The sequence below is a fragment of the Halorubrum sp. SP9 genome (genome assembly GCF_005435015.1).
Lineage (GTDB): Archaea > Halobacteriota > Halobacteria > Halobacteriales > Haloferacaceae > Halorubrum > Halorubrum sodomense.
The window spans coordinates 1-22,132 of record NZ_SGXU01000017.1 but is presented as its reverse complement, the minus strand read 5'-3'; the positions used below and the strand labels follow the sequence as shown (position 1 = coordinate 22,132).

At 55.7% G+C, this 22,132-nt stretch carries 17 protein-coding genes and 3 pseudogenes; 9 read left to right on the top strand and 11 right to left on the bottom strand.

The window, feature by feature from the left end; all coding sequences use genetic code 11:
• Window positions 1-460: 460 nt before the first annotated feature.
• Entirely contained in the window at window positions 461-1,009 is a 549-nt protein-coding gene (locus EXE45_RS10930) for a winged helix-turn-helix domain-containing protein (protein ID WP_137694384.1), read from the bottom strand.
• A 380-nt stretch (window positions 1,010-1,389) separates the two neighbouring features.
• On the opposite strand from EXE45_RS10930, the gene EXE45_RS10925 reads away from it, so the two are divergent.
• Window positions 1,390-3,555 (top strand): type B DNA-directed DNA polymerase, encoded by a 2,166-nt coding sequence (locus tag EXE45_RS10925; protein WP_137694352.1) that lies wholly within the window; start codon window positions 1,390-1,392, stop codon window positions 3,553-3,555.
• Between the two features lie 219 nt (window positions 3,556-3,774).
• Here EXE45_RS10925 and EXE45_RS10920 read toward each other — a convergent pair whose 3' ends face one another.
• From EXE45_RS10920 to EXE45_RS10910, 3 genes are all read right to left on the bottom strand, one after another.
• The gene (locus EXE45_RS10920) at window positions 3,775-4,062 is read right to left on the bottom strand and encodes a helix-turn-helix transcriptional regulator (protein ID WP_137694351.1); all 288 of its coding nucleotides are present in this window, start codon (window positions 4,060-4,062) and stop codon (window positions 3,775-3,777) included.
• Between the two features lie 59 nt (window positions 4,063-4,121).
• The gene (locus EXE45_RS10915; protein WP_137694350.1) at window positions 4,122-4,553 is read right to left on the bottom strand and encodes a TRAM domain-containing protein; all 432 of its coding nucleotides are present in this window, start codon (window positions 4,551-4,553) and stop codon (window positions 4,122-4,124) included.
• 100 nt (window positions 4,554-4,653) lie between these two features.
• The gene (locus EXE45_RS10910) at window positions 4,654-5,496 is read right to left on the bottom strand and encodes a hypothetical protein (RefSeq protein ID WP_137694349.1); all 843 of its coding nucleotides are present in this window, start codon (window positions 5,494-5,496) and stop codon (window positions 4,654-4,656) included.
• Window positions 5,497-5,715: 219 nt separating this feature from the next.
• Here EXE45_RS10910 and EXE45_RS10905 point away from each other — a divergent pair, with 219 nt between their 5' ends.
• Together EXE45_RS10905 and EXE45_RS10900 are read left to right on the top strand one after the other, a co-directional pair.
• Window positions 5,716-7,143 (top strand): lamin tail domain-containing protein, encoded by a 1,428-nt coding sequence (locus EXE45_RS10905; protein WP_137694348.1) that lies wholly within the window; start codon window positions 5,716-5,718, stop codon window positions 7,141-7,143.
• Window positions 7,143-7,439: a DUF3006 family protein gene (locus EXE45_RS10900; protein ID WP_137694347.1), complete on the top strand. Its 297-nt coding sequence runs from the start codon at window positions 7,143-7,145 to the stop codon at window positions 7,437-7,439. The genes EXE45_RS10905 and EXE45_RS10900 overlap by 1 nt, the downstream gene beginning before the upstream one ends.
• Window positions 7,440-7,447: 8 nt before the next feature.
• On the opposite strand, the gene EXE45_RS10895 is transcribed toward EXE45_RS10900, so the two are convergent.
• Complete coding sequence (locus EXE45_RS10895) at window positions 7,448-8,830, bottom strand: PD-(D/E)XK nuclease family protein (protein ID WP_241989465.1); 1,383 nt, start codon at window positions 8,828-8,830, stop codon at window positions 7,448-7,450.
• Window positions 8,831-9,854: 1,024 nt separating this feature from the next.
• Here EXE45_RS10895 and EXE45_RS10890 point away from each other — a divergent pair.
• Window positions 9,855-11,324 carry an orc1/cdc6 family replication initiation protein gene (locus EXE45_RS10890; RefSeq protein ID WP_369333751.1) on the top strand — a complete coding sequence of 490 codons (1,470 nt, stop codon included), beginning with the start codon at window positions 9,855-9,857 and terminating at the stop codon, window positions 11,322-11,324.
• Window positions 11,325-12,160: 836 nt separating this feature from the next.
• Here the strand turns inward: EXE45_RS10890 and EXE45_RS10885 are convergent.
• Window positions 12,161-12,484 (bottom strand): hypothetical protein, encoded by a 324-nt coding sequence (locus tag EXE45_RS10885; protein WP_137694346.1) that lies wholly within the window; start codon window positions 12,482-12,484, stop codon window positions 12,161-12,163.
• Window positions 12,485-12,665: 181 nt separating this feature from the next.
• Here EXE45_RS10885 and EXE45_RS10880 point away from each other — a divergent pair, with 181 nt between their 5' ends.
• A complete protein-coding gene (locus tag EXE45_RS10880; protein ID WP_137694345.1) occupies window positions 12,666-12,878 on the top strand; it encodes a hypothetical protein in 213 nt (70 codons plus the stop codon).
• A 120-nt stretch (window positions 12,879-12,998) separates the two neighbouring features.
• Here EXE45_RS10880 and EXE45_RS10875 read toward each other — a convergent pair whose 3' ends face one another.
• Complete coding sequence (locus tag EXE45_RS10875; protein ID WP_137694344.1) at window positions 12,999-13,412, bottom strand: PadR family transcriptional regulator; 414 nt, start codon at window positions 13,410-13,412, stop codon at window positions 12,999-13,001.
• 128 nt (window positions 13,413-13,540) lie between these two features.
• On the opposite strand from EXE45_RS10875, the pseudogene EXE45_RS10870 reads away from it, so the two are divergent.
• Window positions 13,541-14,089 (top strand): annotated as a pseudogene (locus EXE45_RS10870) (hypothetical protein).
• 63 nt (window positions 14,090-14,152) lie between these two features.
• On the opposite strand, the pseudogene EXE45_RS21310 reads toward EXE45_RS10870, so the two are convergent.
• From EXE45_RS21310 to EXE45_RS10850, 4 genes and pseudogenes are all read right to left on the bottom strand, one after another.
• A pseudogene (locus EXE45_RS21310) lies at window positions 14,153-14,461 on the bottom strand (hypothetical protein); the annotation flags it as partial.
• A gap of 508 nt (window positions 14,462-14,969) precedes the next feature.
• Window positions 14,970-15,884 (bottom strand): HNH endonuclease, encoded by a 915-nt coding sequence (locus EXE45_RS10860; protein WP_137694343.1) that lies wholly within the window; start codon window positions 15,882-15,884, stop codon window positions 14,970-14,972.
• 23 nt (window positions 15,885-15,907) lie between these two features.
• Window positions 15,908-16,750: a hypothetical protein gene (locus EXE45_RS10855; protein WP_137694342.1), complete on the bottom strand. Its 843-nt coding sequence runs from the start codon at window positions 16,748-16,750 to the stop codon at window positions 15,908-15,910.
• Complete coding sequence (locus EXE45_RS10850; protein ID WP_137694341.1) at window positions 16,747-19,281, bottom strand: tubulin-like doman-containing protein; 2,535 nt, start codon at window positions 19,279-19,281, stop codon at window positions 16,747-16,749. Before EXE45_RS10850 ends, EXE45_RS10855 begins: the two co-directional genes overlap by 4 nt.
• A gap of 520 nt (window positions 19,282-19,801) precedes the next feature.
• Here EXE45_RS10850 and EXE45_RS10845 point away from each other — a divergent pair.
• The 3 genes and pseudogenes from EXE45_RS10845 to EXE45_RS10835 all read left to right on the top strand — a co-directional run bounded on the left by EXE45_RS10845 (window position 19,802) and on the right by EXE45_RS10835 (window position 21,600).
• Window positions 19,802-20,266 (top strand): hypothetical protein, encoded by a 465-nt coding sequence (locus EXE45_RS10845; RefSeq protein WP_137694340.1) that lies wholly within the window; start codon window positions 19,802-19,804, stop codon window positions 20,264-20,266.
• A gap of 111 nt (window positions 20,267-20,377) precedes the next feature.
• Window positions 20,378-21,012: pseudogene (locus EXE45_RS10840) on the top strand (IS6 family transposase).
• Window positions 21,013-21,045: 33 nt separating this feature from the next.
• Window positions 21,046-21,600: a hypothetical protein gene (locus EXE45_RS10835; RefSeq protein ID WP_137694339.1), complete on the top strand. Its 555-nt coding sequence runs from the start codon at window positions 21,046-21,048 to the stop codon at window positions 21,598-21,600.
• Window positions 21,601-22,132: the final 532 nt, after the last annotated feature.

The following is a 22,132-nucleotide window of genomic DNA, read 5'->3' as shown; positions in this document are numbered from 1 at the left end:
TCGTTGATCCCCTCGAATGTTCCATTCGTGTAGGCGTATCGCCACCGTTGGAGAATCGCTCGCGTCACAAGGCTGGTCTCAGACACAGCAATACAGGATGGGTCAACGGGACGGCTCGGAGCATCGGGAGGTGAATGGAAGTGTCGTCGCGGCGCGTCGGGTTTCGGATGACAGTCAAACCGAAAGTTTCGGTCTCGATCATCTGTGTAGTGTGCGGCGTAGTTTCCGGTGAGACTCCACCGGACATCTATCCGCGCTGTTGACGCCGCTCCGACGCCGTCGGATAGTTCAACGGAAAGTGCCTGTGGATTCAGGGGGTCGTCTAATGACGCCGCCTGGACCAGCGGCTCGAGGTCCACGAACAGGTCTCGGATTTCCCGTAGTGCCCCGGCGTCGATAGGACCAAATACCTCAGACTGCTCGTCTGGCTGAATATGGTGAGTGGGATCTCCGTCGTCGGTCATACGACGATGGATGTATCCTCGTCACCATCGTCGTCTGTGTCCGTGCCAGTGAGGTGACCAGTTTGACTCACTTCACCGATCGCGAGTGTTGCCTGTGCGAGCGCGAGGTTACGTCGCGTCGTTTGCCATTCTGTGAGGAGCGCACCGTGGTCGCTGTCGGCGTCGCCGATATCCAGTTCTCGGGCGAATTCCTCGGGTGAATCAACACCGTATTCCTCGCGCCACGCCTGTATTTGCGCCTTCATATCAGCGATGCCGGACGCGATCTCTTCGGGCGTCCGTTCCGCGAGGAGCGACTGGGCGTGTTCAGTGACGATAGCCGTTTCCGACCGTCGGTAGTGCGTCGTCTGACCGTCCTGAGACGTCGTTACCTCACCAGCGCTCTCGAGCGTTCGCAGGTGCTTTCGCGCCGTGGTCGGTGAGACGCGGGCACGCTCGGCGATCTGTGCTGCAGACAGCGGATCGTACACCCGAGAGATGACTTCATACACTCGTTCAAATGGCGTCGTCTCCTCGATCCATTCCTCTTCGACGACATCGTTCACGTCACGGTGTTCGGTGCCGCCGTCTGGGCTCATTCGATGGGACGGGGACAGATCTTCTGACATTATGTGCCAACCAACGAGAGAGCGGTATAATAATCTGTGGGGTAGTATATTAATCACCGTATTCAAGATATGGAGGACTGTTCACAGCAGTCTTAACCAACAGAGATCTGTAAGACGGTCGTTCTGTTGGTTAACACGCTACCGGATGTTCAGCTAACAAACCCGGAAACGATTCTGGAAGTGGGGTTGACAGAGCGAACCCACGAGAGTACGCTGTTTCTGTCAAGGCGATCTCCATTCCCCGAAATCCGGAACAGACACACCGGCGATTATGCGAGATTTCGGTGTATAGAATGGTAGGTGGGTGACTTACGCAAATGACGTTCACGATCGATTTCCTTGATGATGGTCGCGTCCTTGAATGGGAAGCGACCGACGATGGCGCCACCATGACCGAACGCGACGACTACACGCCCCGTTTCTTCGTCGCAGCACGTGATCCTGACACCGACATCGATCTTACACAACTTCATTCACTATACGAACGGCATCCTGACGTCGTCGCGACCGAATCCGTGCCGCGGCGCTCCGGCTTCAGGCGTGACGACGAGCGCGCTCTGGCTGTCGACGTCAACCATGTCGACCGCGTCACACCGCTTGCGCGACAGGCACACCAACTGTCAGCGTACCCCGTTGGAGATCTCGCCTGCTTCAACGTCGATTTCTCACGGGAGTTTCGCTACTGTCTGGAGACGAATCGCGATCCAACGCCGGCGGCAGAACTGTCGACGCTCCGGCTCGGTATTTCAGTGACCGAGACAGGCCAAGACACGTACAGCGAGCTCACAATTGCGGGCGAGACTGTAACCGGGTCAGCAGGAGACATCCTCACCACCGTTCAAGCGGCGATCGAGACACACGACCCAGACATTCTCGTCTGCTCGACGAGCGAGATCGTCCCGACCCTGTACGAGATGTCGACGGACGCCGGCGTCGACCACTTCTCGCTGAGTCGGTGGCCGGGCGTCGACTACCAGCAGCTCGCGAGCCGGTCGACGTACTCGAGCTACGGCCGCGTCGGTCACTCGCCGGCGCGGTACAACGTGCCCGGCCGGGCGATCATCGACGAGTCGAACACGTTCTTCTACGGAGAAACGAACCTCGACGGCGTCCTCGACCTCGTGTCGCGCTCGAAAAAGCCCGTCCAGGAGCTCGCGTGGGCGTCGATCGGGAACGGGCTCACCGCAATCCAAATCTGCGAGGCCCACGACCGCGGCGTCCTCGTCCCATGGAACTCCTGGCGCCACGAGTTCTACAAGCCGATGGGGACGCTCCATGACGCCGACCGTGGCGGCTTCATCTTCGCGCCCGAGGTCGGCCTCCACGAGAACGTCCACGAACTCGACTTCTCCTCATTGTATCCGAATATCATCTGTACGCGAAACGTCTCACCGGACATCATCCGGTGTGATTGTCACAGCGACCGCGACGACGTCCCCGGCCTCGAATACTCGATCTGCGATGACCGAGGCTACCTCGTTGACGTCCTCCAGCCGATCATCGACGCACGTGACGAAATCAAGACAGCCATCCGTCGCGAGACGGATCGAGACGACCCCGATGAGGACCGTCTGGCGGAGCTCGAAGGACGGTCAGGAGCGCTGAAGTGGATCCTCGTTGCCTGCTTCGGCTATCAGGGGTTCAGCAACGCGAAGTTCGGCCGGATTGAGTGCCACGAGGCAATCAACGCGTATGCGCGCGAAATTCTGCTGACGGCGAAACAGCGGCTTGAAGCGGGCGGCTGGCGTGTCGTCCACGGCATCGTTGACTCCGTCTGGGTGACCCCGGACCCCGACGTCGACGACGAGGACCGCGAAGAACTCCAGACGCTCGCGACGGCAATCACGGAAGAGGTCGAGATTCGGCTCGAACACGAGGCCCACTACGACTGGGTGGCGTTCGTCCCGCAGCGCGAGAGCGACGCCGGCGCGTTGACGAAGTACTTTGGAAAGGTCGCCGGCGACGACGACTTCAAGATCAGAGGCATTGAAGCCCGGCAGCGCTCAACCTCACCATTCATCGAGGCCGTCCAGCGGGATTGTCTTGATCGGCTCGACGCGACTCGGTCTCCGGATGCCGTCCTCGACTGTCTTCAGGATGCGATCAAGCGGCTCCACGCTGGAACGGTGTCGGTCGAGCAGCTCGTCGAACGGAATCGTGTCTCCAAGCCGCTGGAAGGCTACTCACAGAATACCCAAAACGTGGCCGCGTTGAAACGGGCTCGCGAGCAGGACCTCGCTATCCACCCGGGACAGGACATCGAGTACGTAGTCGTCGACGACGAGAAAAACTCGCGAGAGCGGGTCGCGTTAGCCCACGAGGAGATAGCGTCGTACGATGCGTCGTACTACGAGACGCTACTGGTCAGAGCTGTCGAAAGTGTGCTGGCACCGCTTGGCTGGGATCGGACGGAGATCCGACGTGAGATCGCGGGGATGCGGGTCCCAGAGTTGTCGGCGTACACGAACCCGGCGAAGAATTAACCAACAGAAGAGCCGTTCGGGGGAACTGTTGGTTAACGACAGCGACCACGACACGATATCGGCCAGACGCGAGCCGAAAGATACAGTGATCTGTCCACATCGCTACCAAGCGTGTAGCTCGATCTCGCAGACGGACACTAACCGAGCGAAATCGACTATCCCGCGTGATTGAGGTGGTTGTGTACCGCCCTGGTATCGCTATCGAATCAGCTGAGTCGGTCAATCCGCTGTGTCGCGATTGATGTACTGGTCTTCCCACTCAACTCGGGCTTCGATTTCTCTGGTCCCGCGTCGAGTGGTTGTGTACTCGTTGGTCCGCTTATCGCGTTGGCTTTTTTCGATGAGTCCTTTCTCAACGAGGGTGTCGAGATTCGGATAGAGCCGCCCGTGATGGATCTCTTGTTCGTAGTACTCTTCGAGCTCAGCTTTGATCGCGAGCCCGTGGGGGTCGTTGAGGCCGTCGACCAAGTACAGCAGGTCGCGCTGAAAACCGGTGAGGTCGTACAGAGATGCGGGTAATTTGTCGAGACTTGAAATACTACGCGTTCCAGAACGTCATATCTCGGTTACGAGACCAGTGTCCGATCATCCTCCACGATACTCGCAAATGCGACATTTTCCTGTACTTGGTCAATTTGAACCGTTGGTTCATCGCCTGGGAGCGCGTCAGGGACGATAACGACGTAGCCACGTTCGACTTTCGCGATCCCGTCTCCTTGATCGCCAACGGATTCAACGGTAACCTCCCGAATCTCTCCCTCATCAACAGGGGGCGCTGAGGGGGCAGCGGTTGGGGCGTCCTGCGATTGGGATGGCTCTTCGTGTGGGTTCGGTTCAACGGCGGTGTTGGAGCGGAGAACCGCTATTCGGTACGGGTCGCCGACATCGAGCGTGCCTTGATCAACCGCGCTGGCGGGGACCTCGATCAGATACGACCCGTTCTGTTCTTCGAGCTGACCAGTGTACAGCAACTGAAGCGAGTCGGGGAATTCGACCATTGGATGCGGTTCGTATGAACGGTCAATGGCAAGTAAGTGTATCTCCAGCCGGCTTCAATTCGGGATGAGATGAATGTACTCGGAGTATCGACGCCTCACGTTACGACAGCGATAGCAGTCCCCCTCCGGCAACACAGACGCCGGTCACGAAGCCGGTCCCGTGGGCTATGACGTTTGGAAATCGCCCACCCGAAATAGCTTCAACAGAAAACATCCCGGCGACGAGTGCGCTGATGACGACACCACAGCTCCCAGCAAGCACGATCGCGGGCCGATGAGCCGATAGCCAGCGGCGAACTGTGAGGTCTCGATCCCACCATCTGAGTGAGACGAATCCGATCGCGACCAGTATACCAGCGACCGGTACTGCGGTGCTTGGCCTCGCTAGGAGGGGTGACTGAGAGAGTGCGACACCCACCCCACTAGCGACAAACGCGACGGTCGTGGCGGCCGACACCGGCCACGTGTACCACTCAGCAATCACGCCGAACAGCCCGACAACGAGTAGCCCACCGAATGCGCTCACAACGCCAGAGAATCCGAACGCAATCGATTCAGGGCCAACAAGCCCCCACCGCTGATACAGGAGCCAATAGTCGGTAGCGACAGTCGTGAGTGGGGCGACGACAAGAAGCGCTCCATACAGCAGCCAGAACAGTCGACGTCGTCCCCACGTGACGTATACCAGGTAGGCTGCGCCGACCACAAGCCCGTACCAACCCAGATTCGCGGTGAGATGCGCGGGGCTATCGTGAATCGCCGCCGCCGTCCAAACAGTGGTTAGTGTTGGATCTCCGTAGGTAAACACCAGTCGCGAGGATACCCCAGCAGGGAGCCAAGCATGGATGCCGAAAAGAACGCTCGGGACAACAAGAAGGAGAACCGCATCAGCGCACCGGATTTGTTGTTTGGAGGCTGAGAGCTGTGTAACCGACCCCATCATCGCTACTCAGTTATCTGATTCGTAGTGGGTCATTCAAGAGACTACTGTATTTTATTGGACTGGAACATCGGTAGCGACGCAATATCGAACACCGCTGAGGAATGTCCGCTGAGCGTCGGAATTGATCACAAACCACCTGTCATAATTGTGAGCTGCCCACCATCTACCGACCACACAGCTGACCCAGAGGGATTTATTGCTAGAAAAGAGTTGTCTACTATGAGTTCAATCGGGAGTCGCGGTCGACTCCTCATTATCGTCGGGATCGTTCTCCTTGCGGGCTGTTCAGGAGCGGTTCCCGGCGACCCGTCCGTAGGTACCCCGGATACCGGAAATGAGTCGACAACCACGCCTGCGAACGGAACGCTCGAAGTCCATTACATCAACGTTGGGCAGTCAGTAAGTACGCTCATTGTGGGGCCCGAGGGTGAGACGATGCTCGTCGATACTGGCCACTACAACGATGACGGTGAATACGTCTTGGAGTATCTCCAAGCCCACGATATCACGCGAATCGATCACCTCATCACCTCCCACAACGACGCCGACCACATCGGCGGCAACGCCGCGATCATCGAGTATTACGAGACGGACGCCGACGGTATCGGCGCCGTCTACGATCCCGGGATCGCGGCGAGTACACAAACCTACGCGGAGTACCTCGACGCAATCGAGACCCACGACGTGACGCTGTACGAAACCCGAGAAGGTGACTCGGTTGAGTTCGGAAGTGTTGACGTCGACGTCTTAGGTCCACCAGAACCGTATCTCGAAAACGAAGCCCGCATCGAGAACAGCATCGTGCTCAAACTCACCCACGGCGAGACGAGTTTTCTCCTCTCGGGAGATGCCGAGGATGATCAAGAAGAATACCTCGTCGACACGTACGGAAGCCAGCTCGAATCGACGGTTCTCAAGGCGGGCCACCACGGCTCAGCCAGCTCCTCAAGTGGGGCGTTCCTTGATACCGTTCAGCCAGCAGCGGTGGTCATCTCAAGTGCGTACGACTCGCAGTACGGCCACCCGAACGACGAAGTCCTTGAGCGGCTTTCTGACCGTTCAATCCCCACGTACTGGACCGCCACACATGGGAATATCGTGCTGGTGAGCGATGGCGAGGCCGTCTCCATTCAGACACAACAGGCAGCCCCAACTGATCCGCTCGACATCCGTGATGGCGGTGCCGTCGAGCCCGGGACATCGGGAGACGTCACTGAACGCGTTCGGATCGGTGGTGAGGGCACTGGCGAAATCGACGCTGGTGGGGAGCCAGAAGAGACCAATTCCGGGTCTGATTCTGACGCAGATTCCAACACCAGTGCGCTCGCTGTCGCAGCGATCAACGCGGACGCTGAAGGCCGAGATGGTGACAACCTCAACGATGAATACGTCGTCTTCGAGAATACTGGTTCCGAGACGCTTGATCTCTCAGGCTGGACAGTCGCAGATGACGCCGACCACACGTACACGGTCCCGGATGGGTTCACGCTGGAGCCTGGTGAAACAGTAACGCTGTACACCGGGAGCGGCACCGCAACCGACAGCGAACTGTACTGGGGGTCGGGCTCGCCAATCTGGAATAATGACGGTGATACGGTGATCGTAACTACAACTGAGGGCGACCGAGTGCTGGAGGAGAGCTACTAATGACGACAATTGATCTTCCGGATGGCGAGTACACCGCCGTTGTCGATTCGATTGAGGACGGGCTCGCGACAGTGTTCTTCGAACAGGATGGTGACGAGGTCGGAAATGCGGTCATCAATCCCGACGAGCTGCCTTCGGATGGGCAGCACGCTGACGCGATTTTGGAGGTATTGATACGCAAGGGGTCTATCAGTTCCATAGAATATAAACCAGAGCGAACAACGGAACGCTCTGAGACCGCTCAAAGCCGATTCGATCGGTTATCGAATCGCCCGCCAGCCGATGAAGATACGTAATCAGGGAGTTACCGGTACTCCGCAACGGCCCTCTCGAAGGTCGCACCCATCAGCTGGATCAACTCCGGTTCGGTACAGACGAGGTCAACGAAGGCCTCGTTGAGGGCAGCGGTGTAGGCATCAAAATAGTTCTCGTGGCCGTCGACCGGGATGTCGTACGTCGCTTCGATCAACGTCAGTTTATTGCCCGTCACGAGGCCCTCTGTATCCGCTAGTAACTCCTCAAATTCGCTCCGGTGATTGTAGAACTGCTCCGCGTAGATATCACGAAATGCGGTCGGATTCGATCCCATATTTCGGAAATTGAATTTCAACGTGTGATCTCGGGTTGCGAGGTCTCGGTTCCGTTCCATCCGGTGGTAGAATCCGATACGGAGGTCGTTGCTACCGTCTGCGCGATCTGTGAGGTTCTCAAGCGATGTCTCGTGTTTGTACCAGCCGTACTTGAACACGTGTTGCCAGTCGCCGCCGTTCGCTCGGAAGATCCACCGCTCGTCATCGCGGTCAGTCCGAGAGACACGAACTTCCGGGAAGTGCTCTCCTTCTAACCGGGTGATCGCATCTTCAGTGGTTGCCAACACCTGGGCGACGTCGCGTCCCCAGCGTGTCGCGTACGAATCCCACGCATCGTCGAACGCGGCTTGGACGTCTTCGATTGCGTCTATATGTTCAAGATACAGTGCGATCTTCTCTTCGTCTGCGGCTGAGCGGGTGGTCATGTTTGTGATGGACTGGAGATCGTCTCGAAGGTCGTGAAGCTGCGTCGTAGTTCGTTGTGGGTACCGGAGTGCGTTCTCGGTGATGAACGGATCGAGTACCTCCCGCACGAATGACCGCCAACTTTGGTTTGCGAACGTGTCGCTGCTGGCTTGGGGGCGATCGTGTTGATGGAGGAAAAGGTAGTACTGGCCCGACGCATACCCGTCGACAGCGACGTCATCAACATGCGTCGCTTGACTGTAGAATTCCGTCCCAGTTTCGTCGGCCGAGAACTTCAACTCGACGAGGAGAAACCACTCGTTCGGGATGTCGAGCACGAGGTCAGCGTATCCGATGGACGCGTCTGGATCGCTTTCATCCTTGATTGGAACTTGTTCTGTGACCCGTACGTCTGATAGATCGAGAGTATCCTCATCGAACTCGGCCGTGTCCGGTAACTCCTGAAGGAACGCCGCGAGGAAGTCGGTCCCCATTCCGTGCGGCTCAGTTGGATCCAAAAGGTACCGCATGAGCCGATTCACGTATACCTCAGCGCGCCGCTGATCTCCAAGCCCGTACTCGATAACGTTCATTGTTGAGCGCGGCTCAGCAGGGCTAGAGATGATTGATCGCCACGTGCGGTCGAGGGTTTGGAGATCCGCTGCCAGACCTGGTCGGTCGTCGTGGGGCACTGCTACTGAACGACATTAGTGGCTTGGGTGTTAATTGTGTCCCGTCCGCGCTGGTACCGTTTGCTACCGGTTGGACATCGGTTTTCGACGGCCCCTCAACCGCGGGTCCGAATTCATACGACACGCGAAAAAGGCAGGTATCGTCTCTACGGAACTTAACCAACAATCAGGGAAATACAACCGGATCTATTGGTTAAGATCTGTCCTCTCAGCATATTGTCTCATAGTGATTGTAGTCGTCGAGGTTCGATAGGTCGGTAAAGGGACACCCCTCTATCGATGTGTTCCAGACCAGATTCCAATTTTTGCTGGCGTCGTCTCTCGTTGACTTTCAGCACCCGAATTAATATCCGATCTCGAAACGCGTTGGTCAATCTATCCGCTAACCGGATAGAGGACAGATAAGTCGTTGTCCGATGGTCGATGAGACATCCGTCGAGTGTCTCCACCCGGTCAGACACACACCCCTCTATCGATGTGTTCTACCTAAGTGAGCGATAGAGATCTGAGTGGTAATTTTAGTCGATGACGGTGATTCTGCCGCGATTTTGGGGATAGAACCGCTCTACATGCCGCTGTCAACTGTCGAGGTGTTATCTATCCTGCCCGAATTGAAACAATACAATCAACAGCTCGCAAAACACATCGAACACATCGATAGAGGGGTGTGTGTGTTTGTGTTAATAGAATAAGAGAAGAGAAGAGAAGCACTCGCTCTAAACGAACGGATAGCGGACGAGTAGGATGTCTTTTCGTCGTGTTGAGCGGATACGAGGACGTTCTCTCCGATATCGCTCAGACAATTCCGCCGATATCCCCCCTCCCGACGATCTCTTCGAACACATCGATAGAGGGGTGTGTGTGTTCGAGCGGGTGCTGGATAACACATCGTCAGCGGTTATCGTTGATTTACCGTTCTCAGAAGGCTCTCGCGATAAATCTGGCTTCTCGTGGTTTCACACGTCGAATCACACATCGATAGAGGTGGGGAACCTTTTTCAGATAGGGCAATATCAATTGTCGTATGGGTATCGACGACTCCGACGATTCATCAGACGAGCCGGGATCGCCGGAGGATGAGACGACGGCTCAAGCTGAGCTGTCGGGTGCGTCACAGTCGGAGCCATCGCGACAGTCGACAGCATCGCACGACCCCAACAGCGAGCCACAGCCCGAGGAGGAGACCGACTCCGAGGAGCCTTCCCAATCAATCGAAGACATGCTCCTCGAGTTCGACAATCAGAAAGGACTGATCCGAGAGCGGTCGCTGCTTGATCCCAATTATGTCGTTGAGGAGGACCGCATTGTGGGTCGTGATGAGCAGCTCCAGGAAATCACCAAGATGCTTCGCGTTGCGCTTGGAGACAACCGTCCGCCGAATTTGTTTCTCTATGGCCCGTCCGGAACGGGTAAATCCCTTATCACGAAGGCCGTCTGTCATAATATTAGTCGTATCTGTGAGGATCGAGATATTCAGTTCGGTACCGTCGAGGTGAATTGCCAGGATCTGGATACGCTCGGAATTGCTGTCTATGAACTCGTTCAGCAAGCTGCTGACGAGGCAGGCGTCGCCGTGGAGGTTCCCAAGCACGGCGTCGCAACGAAAGAGAAATGGGATGAGCTGTATCGCATCGTCAACGACCACTTCGATTCCGTCGTGTTTGTACTCGATGAACTGGATATGCTCGTTGGTCGGCGTGATAAACAGGAACCCGCGTATTCACGGCTCTTGTACCAGCTGTCTCGGGCTGGCACGAACGATGACCTCAACGCGTACATCTCGGTCGTTGCGATCTCGAACGACACGAAAATGATGGAGTCTGTGGGCAGCCGCGCTGTCAGCTCGTTCACGCCTGAAGACGTCCATTTCGATGATTACGACGCGAATCAACTCCAAGCAATTCTTCGACGCCGACAAGATGCGTTCAATGAAGATGTCGTCGATGACGATGTAATCCCACTCGCAGCGGCGTTCGCTGCGCAAACGCACGGGGACGCCCGGAAGGCGATCGACCTCATGCGTGTTGCCGGTGAGCTCGCCGAGCGTGAAGGGGACACGCGTGTTCGCGAAAAACACGTCCGCACCGCCCAGGAGAAAGTCGAGAAAAACCGGGTGTTAGAGGTTGTTCGCGGAATTAGCACACAGAAGAAGCTCTGTCTATACGCTACCGCAGCAGTCGCATCTCAAACCGATGGCGGGTCTGCTCGGAGTACGACCGGGTATCAAGTCTATCAGTATCTGACTGACGCCATTGGTGCTGATCAGTACCACCAGGAAACGTACGTGAACAAGATGAAAGAGCTCACGACCTATTCGCTGGTCGACTTCGAACGACGGAGTCACGGCCCCAGCTCCGGGATGTTTCTAGAGTTCCAGTTTGGAGAACGACCAGAGACAATTCTCGAGACACTTCGGGAAGATTCGCGTATTGAGGCTGTCTCCGAGGACGAGGTCACCTCCGTCGTTAAAGCCCAGATTCGGAACCAGACGTAGTAGGGGCTTCAGACATCTCGGAGCTGGCTGGTCTCCTTATGCTTTTTTAGATGGGTAGTCTTCGGGCACCTCACCACCCACCTTTATGACTGCTTTCCACTCGTTTCCGCACACCCCTCTGTCGATGTGTTCGCTGTGTCGGCTATCACGTTTACCACTTCCTCCCCCAATTGGCTGTTTTTTATTCGTTTTCGTACACCCCTCTATCGATGTGTATTGTCGATCTGTTATCGGATCACAATTGTTGTTTAACTCACCTATTTGAGGCCAATTAATGCGTTCCCACTCGCATTCGTGTACACCCCTCTATTGATGTGTGATTCATTGTTAGAGCTTTCGAAACGAATATTTTCGGTGGATAAGTACCAGACGCTAATCCGATCTCTCCAGGCTTGTTGCCCTAAGCGACCGACAGCCACCTGCTTGCTCAGAATCCCTATCGACGTGTTCATGACAATTAGGTCTTGTCGACACCCCTCTATCGATGTGTTCTGGAGATCGCATTCGGATACGGCCCATTATTGACATGTAACGCAGAATCGGCGGCTCTCAAGTATGTCTACCTTGACTTGTTACTCAATTCGTCGCTTATACAGAGCCCCCGGTAAACCTGTGTCATCCCGCGGGTTGTAGGTCTCCTTCAAAATACAAAATTAACTTAGTAGCACTTTCTCGCCGGAATATGGCATATTTACACTTTGTACACGGGGTGGGTGGTGAGCACTTATCTGCGAATACACTCGTGACTAGAGATGTGTAGTCACCACTGTTCCAAGTGGACCAAAATCAAATAGCACACGGGGTGTGAAATCTTTATATCCGGACGTACTGTCTGCTCATTCGTCCGGGTTGACTGGCCCTTTATATTGTGAACGGATACTGTCTCCATCCCTCCACTGCCAGTAGTAGTAGCGGTTATCGTTGATCTCCTTGATCGTGATTGTGGCCTTTGACGGGACGTCGTCCGGAAGGTCATCCGGCCGCTCGTCGACCTCGTCGTCATCCGGCTCTTTGTCAACGTGGCCACCGCTAGCTTTGTGCGCTGCCAACGCCTCGGCGTAGCGTGCGACGTACCGGAGCTGCTCGGGGGTGTAACTGTTGAGGGTGTCGACCATCTCCGTCGAGAGGTCGGCCGGCGGCGTCGGTGGCTTGTCGGACATCAGCGATCGCCTCGTGTTAACCAACAGAGCGCGTATTGGCATAGATTTGTTGGTTAATCAGATATCGAGCCGTCACGGGTACGAGGATATTGTAGAGGACTACCTACACGAAACAGGAATCGGTCAGTACAGGTGGTTCATCACCCATACGTATTTGCCCACGGATGTTCCACCATGTAATATGAACGCCCTCTCTATGCGCTGGTCTTCGGAGTTTCGCCAACTACTGTTCATCGGGGTCATGTTACTCACGGCGGTTGCTTTGTCGTATGATTACGTGACAACGGAGGGAATATCAGATGCGTTTTTCGTTATCATCGGAGCCGGTCTGTTGCTTGCAATACTGGTGATTGCTCCTGTAGTGCTAGTTAACCGTAAGCAAGATTCGGACTGATAGGTTCGCACACAGGCTCTCACGGCTGATCCACGCACAAGAACGCGAAACAAATCACCGAGCCGGGATTGCCACACCACTATTAGTGAATAGAAAACTATTCTCGAATAGAACGCACAATCAGATGCCGTCCGGACGGGGAGCGTTCTCGTATTTGACCATCTTCTCGGGCTTGTCAGTGATGGTGTCGTAGATCTGCTGGAGCGTGTCCTCTGCTGCGAGGAGGTTATGATCGTCGAGGAACGCCCGGCCGTCCTCCGTGAGCCCATAGAACTTTCTCGGGTAGCCCTGCCGGCGCTGGTCGTCGTCTAGGGTGACCTCCTTCACGATGCCCTTATCGATCAACTTCTGGATGTGTTTGTAGACGGTAGCGTCGCTCACGCTGGGGTTGAGCTCCTCGAGTTCGTACATCGAGGGGAGCTGGTCAGGATGCTGGAGGATGTTGTTAATCAGCGCGAACCGCGTCTGCTGGGTGACAAAGTGGACGAGTTCCCGTGATTCTGTCCCCTCAGCTGTCCCCGTTTCTGTGCTCATACAACACGATACACGTCCTAGCGACAAGTAGTTTACTCTTGGGTAAATCACTCTGGAGTAAATCGTACCCAACTAAGCTAGTGAATTACTCCGTAAATCATATCGCACGACGCTGAGGGGAGTCATATATGCCCGACGAGGAACCGCCGGTCCCTGAAGAAGTCCTCACTAGTGCGAAGGATCAACTCGACGACGAAGCGATCTCGCTGGCGGACAACGAGGAGATCCTCCACGCCCTTAGCGAACTGACCCCCGTCTACGAAAATGAGCGCTCGTACTTCGTGCTGGGCAACTACGACCGGGAGCCGATTCGACGGCTGAACCTCGTGGTCGACCGGCTCAACCGCAGACAAGACGCCTACGCCTTCCGGATGGTCGACATTCGCGGGGAGTGGGACAACAGCATCCAGAAGTTCTGCCTGATTGCCGACATTGTCACCTACCTCGTTGGCGTCGCTGAGAAGGAACCGAGTGACTTCCTCGTCGAGCAGGGCCTCCTCGTCGGTACGACGGAGTTCTTCGCGAAGAGCCACGTCCTCAAGCGGGTGTATGAGGACGAAGAACACCCCTTCGGCTGGATGTAGGACGGCGTCTTCGAGCTGTTCGAGCAGGAGGGGCGGCTGTATCGCTGGCAGATCGAGGAGGAACTCGTCGATGTGACAGACGACCTCCCGTGACGGCAGTAGAGTCGTAACTGTCTGCGTTAACCAACTCGAGGGATGAACAGGGTGGTCTAGTGGTTAATCGGAACCAGCCGCATCGGCCGGGAGTCTGCCATCCGGTCGCGGGACTCGCCCACGCTTGATTTCGTGATCGACGCGCCGGAGGTGCTTACATCCGCCGGCGGGGGAGCGCTGCTGCCAATCTGGACAGGTACAAGATTCGCCGACAACGTCGACTTCGTACCGGTTCCCGGACGCGGACTGTACCTCGTAGCGGCCACTTTTCGAGAGGAGTGAGACGTCCATCGCTTCGGCGACGGCACGCTTCGTACGGGGCTCGAGATCGTACTGTGACGCTGCGTTCTCGTTGACGACCAGTCGCTCGCGAGCGATGCGGAAGTCCCGCGAGCGTTAGTGAGCGGGACGTCGGTGAGCTTGATCACCGGAAGGGCCAGCGGCGGGTGGGGTGGGCCGGTGAGTACCACACCAATCGGCGATGGGGCTAGTTGTTCAGCAACTGTACTGATGTAGGGCTGAAAGCACCCCGGCACCCAACGCGTCTCGACGACACACGCTCCATGCGACCGACCCTATAGCGAATCGCGATCAATCAGCGTCAGGGAAACTCGTCGTCGTCACCTTCGTCGCACCGTCTTCATAGACACTCTTGCCGTGCCCAACTAGGATTCGCTCTGGGCGGTAGTCGGCGAGGCTCTCCGGCGCCTCGTCGAATTTCTCGCACGTCACGTCCATCCAGTCCGGAAGATGAACGACGATGTCGCCACGGGGCGGGATGTGCCAGAAGCAGCTGCCGAGTACTTGGAGACGATTTGGCAGATATACTTCACGGAAATAGAGCGCCCGGTCTGAATTTTGGGAATAAAACGCCTCATAATTAGTTTCTACGTGGATGAGAAAAGAGAAGCAGAGCGGTGACCATCGGAACAGATAGACCAATGATTGGAACTGTCTGTCCAAAGATAGCTGTCATGATGGCAGTGGCACCAACTATGACACAGCTGGTCAGAATCGAGAACTGACGCCAACGTGGCGTGATTTCGGCGGCATCTGAGAAGATATTTGCTGACCCCGCTCCAAGTATCACTGCGAGCCCGATATTGTAGCTCGCTGTCAAGACCGACAGCATCGAGAAGTACTCACCTGTAATGAATCTATGGCTAGCGACAGTCATCCCTGCGAGCCCAATTACTACCAATAGGAGCCCAAATCCGAACCACTGAGACCACCGACCAGCAGGTGGCTCCGGAACGCTTTCGGAAGGTATACTGCGAACAACCGGCTGGGCGGCGATAAGTAGCTGTAGCCAAACGAATGAGCCGATCCAAACGGCTGCGACGCCAGGTGACCTGAAAATCCCTCTGGTGACTAAACGGATGGGTGTGAGTGTCTCTTGTGGGGACTGGTGTGGGAGCGCGGTGCCGAGGGCAATGACAAAAATGAGTACTAACAGGCCTAAGGATACAGCATCGACAAATCGGGCGAGGGGTCGGCCGACGACACCTGTGACGGAAGCAACGGCCGCACCGAGTTTGGTTGGGCCGCCCCCAGTATGCTCACAGACAGATGAGCCTGTTTCGCCCCGGTGAATCTGTTTATGACATGTTTCGCAAAGAGTCAGAAGGTTCTCTAATTCGTGTGACCCGCCGATACGGCGCGGAAGTATGTGGTGACATTCGAGGCTGGCATCTCCGTACTGGCCGCCCTCTGCGCCACAGTGCTGACATTGAAACTCATCACGGACAAAGGCCGCACGCCTACGTGCGGACCAATCACCGGGAAGTTCAGTCACGGATAGAGCCCGAGTGAGCCGTGCTACAGATTCGGTCCATCCCTGTCCCCCTCAGATCCTCCTCCTCCAAACCCAAGGACTTCAGCGAGCTTAGAGACGACAGAGCCACTATCTGTCTCGTCCTGCTCATCAGCGCTTTCTCGGCCCACTGTTCTATCGATCTCTTCCATCAGCTGGTCAGCCCGCCGTTTCACCGTCTGATTTCCAGCCCGTTTGATTGAGGCCACTTCCTGTTCGAGTGTGGACTGGACACGCTCAACCACAGACCGTTGACGCCGTCGGTAGACAATCATCGTGGCGACACCGACGAGTATTCCACCCGCTGCGCTCCACCCGAGCAAAATGGACCACGTTGGCCGTGACGACGATTGGGCTCGATCCCATGGGTTATCGGCCAGTTCCACCTGCTCGGAGATCTGTGCGTCAAGCCGCTGACCGTTTTGACTGAACTCGATGTCCGCTACTGCCGAAGTCAACTCACGCTCTCCAAGTGTGGACGGAACCACGTTGAACGCGATCGTTACCTTCTCTCCTGGATCGAGCTCCGGTATTACGAACGCGTTCCTCCCTTCTGACCGGATCGAGACGTCGTGGTTACTAGGAGTGACCGTGCTAGCGTAACTACTGGTCTGGATCAGTGTCTTTGCCCCCGACCTGAAGTCGACCCTAATGTCGCTAAGCTTCGCATCGGTGGGCTCGATAGTCAGCCGAACGCGAATCTCCTGTGACGGAGTGGTCTCATCGTAGTCGGCACTCATGACGACAACATCCCTGACGGGTTCCTGAGCGCTGACCGACAACGGGGCACCCATGGCTGACCCGAGCACAAGCGCCACGATGAGGACCGTCGTTGCCTGGTACCTCATTCGTCTGCCACCCCGTCAATGGGTCTCTCACTCGAACTCTCGCCAACCTGGGATGCTGACTGTACTGCGGGAACGAGTTCAGGGAAGGCCGCATGGTGAGACAGGTCGATATCGCTCCCAATGAGCCTATCCAGACTTCCCTGTCGCCATCGTTCCTGAATCACCCTAAACTCGGAGGCATTCTCAAGGCTAACGTTCCCATACAGAACCACCAGTGTCAGCTCGAACGGACTGTCGACCCAGCAGTCACTCAGAACCGTCCCGATGTCGTGGCGGCTGTTGATCGCCTGTAGGTCACTTTCGACTTCCCCAGACATACTCAAGACGCCACTATTCCCCGCCGAAGTCATCGGGATCAGAGTCTTGTCTAACTTGCTGTTCGCCCGGAACGTCCTACTATTATCAAAGTTATCCTCAAGCGGCTCTGACACGATGTCGAGAGCGGTGCTGATCTGCCGGAGGATACTGTCCCTGTCGAGCAGCCCGTCGTCGATGAGATCGAAGAGACTCTCTGCTTCGGTGAGGCTCTTGCGGCTCAGATCTTCCATCGAGTCGATGTTGAGTGGGATGTCACCGACCGACCCGGAGAAATTATCTACCGGGGTGACCCTTTGGCGGCACGTCTCTCGACGCGTCTCGGCAGCGCGAATATCACTCTCCTTCTCACCGATGAGGTCCTCCGCAACCGTTTGACGAGTCCCAAGGAGCTCACAAACGTCCTCCAGCTCCGTCTCCAACTTCGACAGTTCGGTGTCGACGAGTCGTTCGCGGAGCGAAAGGAGGTGCTCGTACTCGTCGAACAACTCTGACAACTCCTCTCGAGTCTCTTGAATACTATCGAGGGTTGCTCGTAGGCGCCTCCGCTCGTTCCGCTCGTACCATGAGGTGTTAGCGATCTGTTCTTCAATCTCGGCCTCAGAGTTGCCTAAGTATGGGTCGATCCCCTGCTCGTATCGGCTCGTATAATCCTCCTCGCTCAGGCCTCGGACATTCGCATCGAGGTCCTCTTCGTTCTTCTCCCAGAGGTCGTCGATTCGCCGTTCGAAAGCGTGATCCTCTAGTTCTGCGTCAATCTGTGCTAAGACGAGATTCAAGAAGGTGTACTTTCCGAGGGCCCGATGGGGAATGAACTGCTCCGGGTCGAAGTCCTCAATACCGTTCTCCGCTGGACTGTCGCTGAAATCGTCGGCCGACACCAACCGCTCGGGGAGGTCGGTAACCACTCGACTCATCCCCTCCTGAATCTCGTCAACTCCGGCGAGCGTCACGTCTAGCACCGAGGTGGCGTCGATGAACTGTGAGCTCCGTCCCGATATCTCTGCGCTGATGTCGTCGATGGTCTCGGGAACTGATCCAGGCTCGAACTCTATCTTGCGAAGTGCGTTGATATTCGCTTCGAGCTGTCCGAGGGCGTCCCGATGTGACTCAAGCTGCTCCCTCTCACGCCGCTGCGCACGGATTTCCTCTCCTGACGTCAGCAAATCGAGCGCCGCCTGTACCGTAGCCCCGATATTGGCGACGTCGATTGTGTACATATCATAATCGAGCTGGTTGTACGTGTTACCAATGTCTCCGGCACTGACCGTCGCAAGCGACAGAATCGCTGAAGCCAGCTTAAAATTAACCCGAGAGAGGTAGCTCTCTCGCCTATCACTGTCGTGTTGTGAGGTGTCAACCCGCTGCTCTTCAATTGGGGCCACGAAGAGCTTGTCAAGTGGTGGCGTGGTGATGTCGACGTAATCCACCGTACTGGCCACAGGCGTTTGAATCGCCTCCGTCGACAGGCCGTCACCGTTCGCTCCTTCGTCTAACCTCTGTAGTGTGGCCAGCGCCTGTAACGTGTTGCTCGAGTTGACGTAGTACTCCGCTTCACCCTCTGGGTCGAGTGCTTGGCCGTCAGTCCGGAGTTCCGACACCGTGACCATCGCGTTCACCCTCACATCGAGGTCGAATTTACTCTCGATACCCTCAGCAGCTCGACGGACAATCGGTGCGAGCAGTGGCAGGATCCCGCTTCCAGTTCCTCCAGATCCTGTACCGACCAACCAGATTGACGCTGACGTGTCCTGCTTGTCGAGCGCAGATCGCATCTCGTTGCCGATACTCCGCTTGACACGCCCGTCGTGTCGCTCCAAGAGGAACCGACCCACGCACGGGTTCCGGGTCGCCCCTTGGATGTTCAGGCTATGGTTTGGACTCAGGTATGGAACTGACGGGTCGTTCTTCGCTTGGTCAAATTCCTTCTTGATCCGGTCGTTCGTGTTGAGCCGAATTCCCTTGAACTCATTCGGAACGGCAGCGCTGTCGATAGTTGCCGACTCGATGGGGATGTACTCGATATCTAAGTCGGGCTCCAAGTGCTCCTCCAGGGAGTGGATCCGCTGTGCGGTTCGGAGCCCACCCGTTCCAACCGGAATGACGAAGAGCTTGTTCCGGGTTGGCTCATTGATCTGCTGTCCATCCGACTCTGTGGCATCGTCGGCACCTTGGTCCGGGTCACCGGCTGCGGTCTGTGGCTTGTGTTCGCTCATATGTGTTAGCCGCCGGGAACGGCCCTGAAACAGGGCACCACGTCTCCGACGTATGTACACGTATGCTGCCTTTCCCCATCACTCCGTTATCCACTATTCGAGGCTCGGTTTGGAAATCCAGGTCTCATCTGGAGTTCTGGAATTACCCCGACTGCTTTCTGGGTGTGCGCATCGTCCTGACTCTGCTCGTCTTGAACAGTTGGACCAGGGACCGTTCCAGCAGGCTGAGGCGTCCGGTCAGAACTCAAACGCTCTGTCAGAACCATTGTTGAGTCGGTCTACTATTGTGTCTCTCATCTACTCGGTCAGTGGTGCTGATAATTGCATTCTTGAATATCGGCAGGGTAGAATTGAAAACGCCTTTTCTCAGAACAACAAATTTTGCGGATCACTTCTCCGTGTATAAGACAATCTCTTAGTCTGAAGACCACTATCGGCATTCATTATAGTATAAAAAATTTTCCCAGACAATCCGTCTTCGGATCAGCCAGTATATCCGCGGCACATAGAAGTAATTGCGATGGCAGTGAACGACTCCGATCCGGCCGACGACGCACAGGCACAAGATGATCTCAATCCGTTCGCGATCAAGGCAGTGAAGGCGGAAGTCGCTGAACAGGCCGAGCACCAGGAGAACTTCCAGACCTCCATGCGCGTTGTGTTCGATCCTGACCCCGAGGCGACCCAAGAGTTCCAGGAAGAACTCATTGGGCTCATCAAGCACCACCTCTCGGAGGAAGATGTTTCTCTGGCAGAAGTCGCGATTGGTCTCTGGGATGAGATTGTCCGCATGGAGGAGATGTTCCGGGAATCTGACGAAGAGGAGTCCTCCTCCAACACCTCCGATGAAGATGATTCAGGTGTCGCGGGGGGCGGATCTTCGGACATCTCGGATACTCTTGAGAAGCTAGCAGATGGAGAGGACGATTCGGAGGCTGGCAATGAGACTGAAGCGGACAGCCCCGACGATCCGGCCTTTCACTGAATCTGCTAAATTCTTTTTTGAGAAGGGAGTGACGACCAGTCATGTGGAGTGTAGATCCGGCGGTGTTCAGATAAGGATCAAGGATGAGGCGGTGCGATTTTTGAGTGGTCAATGCTCGAAATCGCACGCCTCAATAGTGGTAGCGACCGCTTCGAGTTAGGATTTGTGGAGCGAGAGTCGACACCCGAGCCAGTGATGAAGCTCGGTATTCGACTCCATTTGGCTGGACTATCACTTTCGAATACCATCTCTATTCTTGATAGTTTGGGTGTCGAGCGCTGTCGATCCACCGTTCACAATTGGGTGCAGAAGGCTGATTTACAGCCCACAGGTGGTGCCGACCCGGATCACGTTGCGGTTGACGAGACCGTGATCCAACTCAATGACGAACGGTTCTGGCTGTACGCTGCGGTCGATTCCGCACGAACCGCTTGCTGCACGTTAAGCTCTCTCCGACGAGAAATCAAGCGATCACCGAGATGTTTATCGCTGAACTCCGTGAAAAACATCTCGTCGATGACGCGCTCTTTCTCGTCGATTCTGCACCGTGGCTGCAAGCGGCACCTCATCGACACGGCCTCGATTACAGATACGAAAAACATGGTAATCGGAATGCCGTCGAACGTGTCTTTCGAGAACTAAAGTGTCGAACTAACCAGTTCTCAAACTGTTTCAGCCACGCCGAAGCAGACACCGTCGAAAATTGGCTTCAAGCATTCGCTTTCGCATGGAACCAGCTTATCTGAACACTACCCTCTCCGGCAGCCGCTAAATTGAATATGTCCCACCTGTCCCTGTACACGACGCACGGAGCCAAGGCGCTTGGTCGAGTAGCAGACGTCCATCCGGAGGCAGTCCACGAAGCGGTTATAGATGATGATGATGAGCGGTTAATAGAGATATACAATGAGATTCCAGAGACACAGGAAAATTTCCTAGGATTACTCAAAGAACTGAGTTTTGCGTTACCCGAGTTGTTTGGTGAGGAAAATGAGCAGCTACAGGAACTGTTCGAGGGGGTTGACTCCACTGATCGGGAAGATATCGCCGAGATCTATTCAATACTGGCTACATCTAATGTCGATGCAGTCGTCAATAACGTTCCAGAACTTATGGATGCATTAAGTGAAGGGCTTACACCTATGACTATGAAGAAGCTGCTCAGATCCGTTGCTACGATCGTCGACAATCAGCAAGTGGATCTCACTTCCTACCGGGGGATGATGCGTGACTTGTTCAATGATGACTCACTCGATATGGTGGGAGAGGTAATACTGATAGATCTCCTTGCGCGTACACGGTCTACCGTTGATCTGGATCTAAGGGTATCATGATGTCTTCCATGGCGTGAACGCCACAAGTCTCTTCTTGATTTATGGGGTATCTGCTTCGTCACTGCCTTTACGATCTACTCGACCGAACATCACAATGTGGTCCTGATCGAAGAAAATGAACGACAGACTCGAATCCGGATATGATTGTTGTTGCTTCTACGAGAGCAATTTAAAAATTCTTCCCTGAACCGACATTCGCGATAATACAATCCTCAGATAGAACAAATGATGAGATATGCTGGAAAGCATGCTCGGAATGGTCGTAACACAGTCGGGCGGCTTCGGTGGTATGACGATGGTCATGATCATCGGCGTGCTGCTGACCGTCGTGTGGATTGCTGCTGGGTCATCGGACGACAGTACCAGTGACAAAGAGGACGAGGAGGGGGGCCGCGTGGTCCGAGTCCGTCGGGTTCGAGTCCGTCGGCGGCGACGCAAGCGCTGACCGCGCTCACTGCTTTTTTGAAGTAACAGATGTGCTCTGTTGAATCCGCAGAAGGCGGCGGGATAGCGTCGCTCTGAAGGTAGTAGC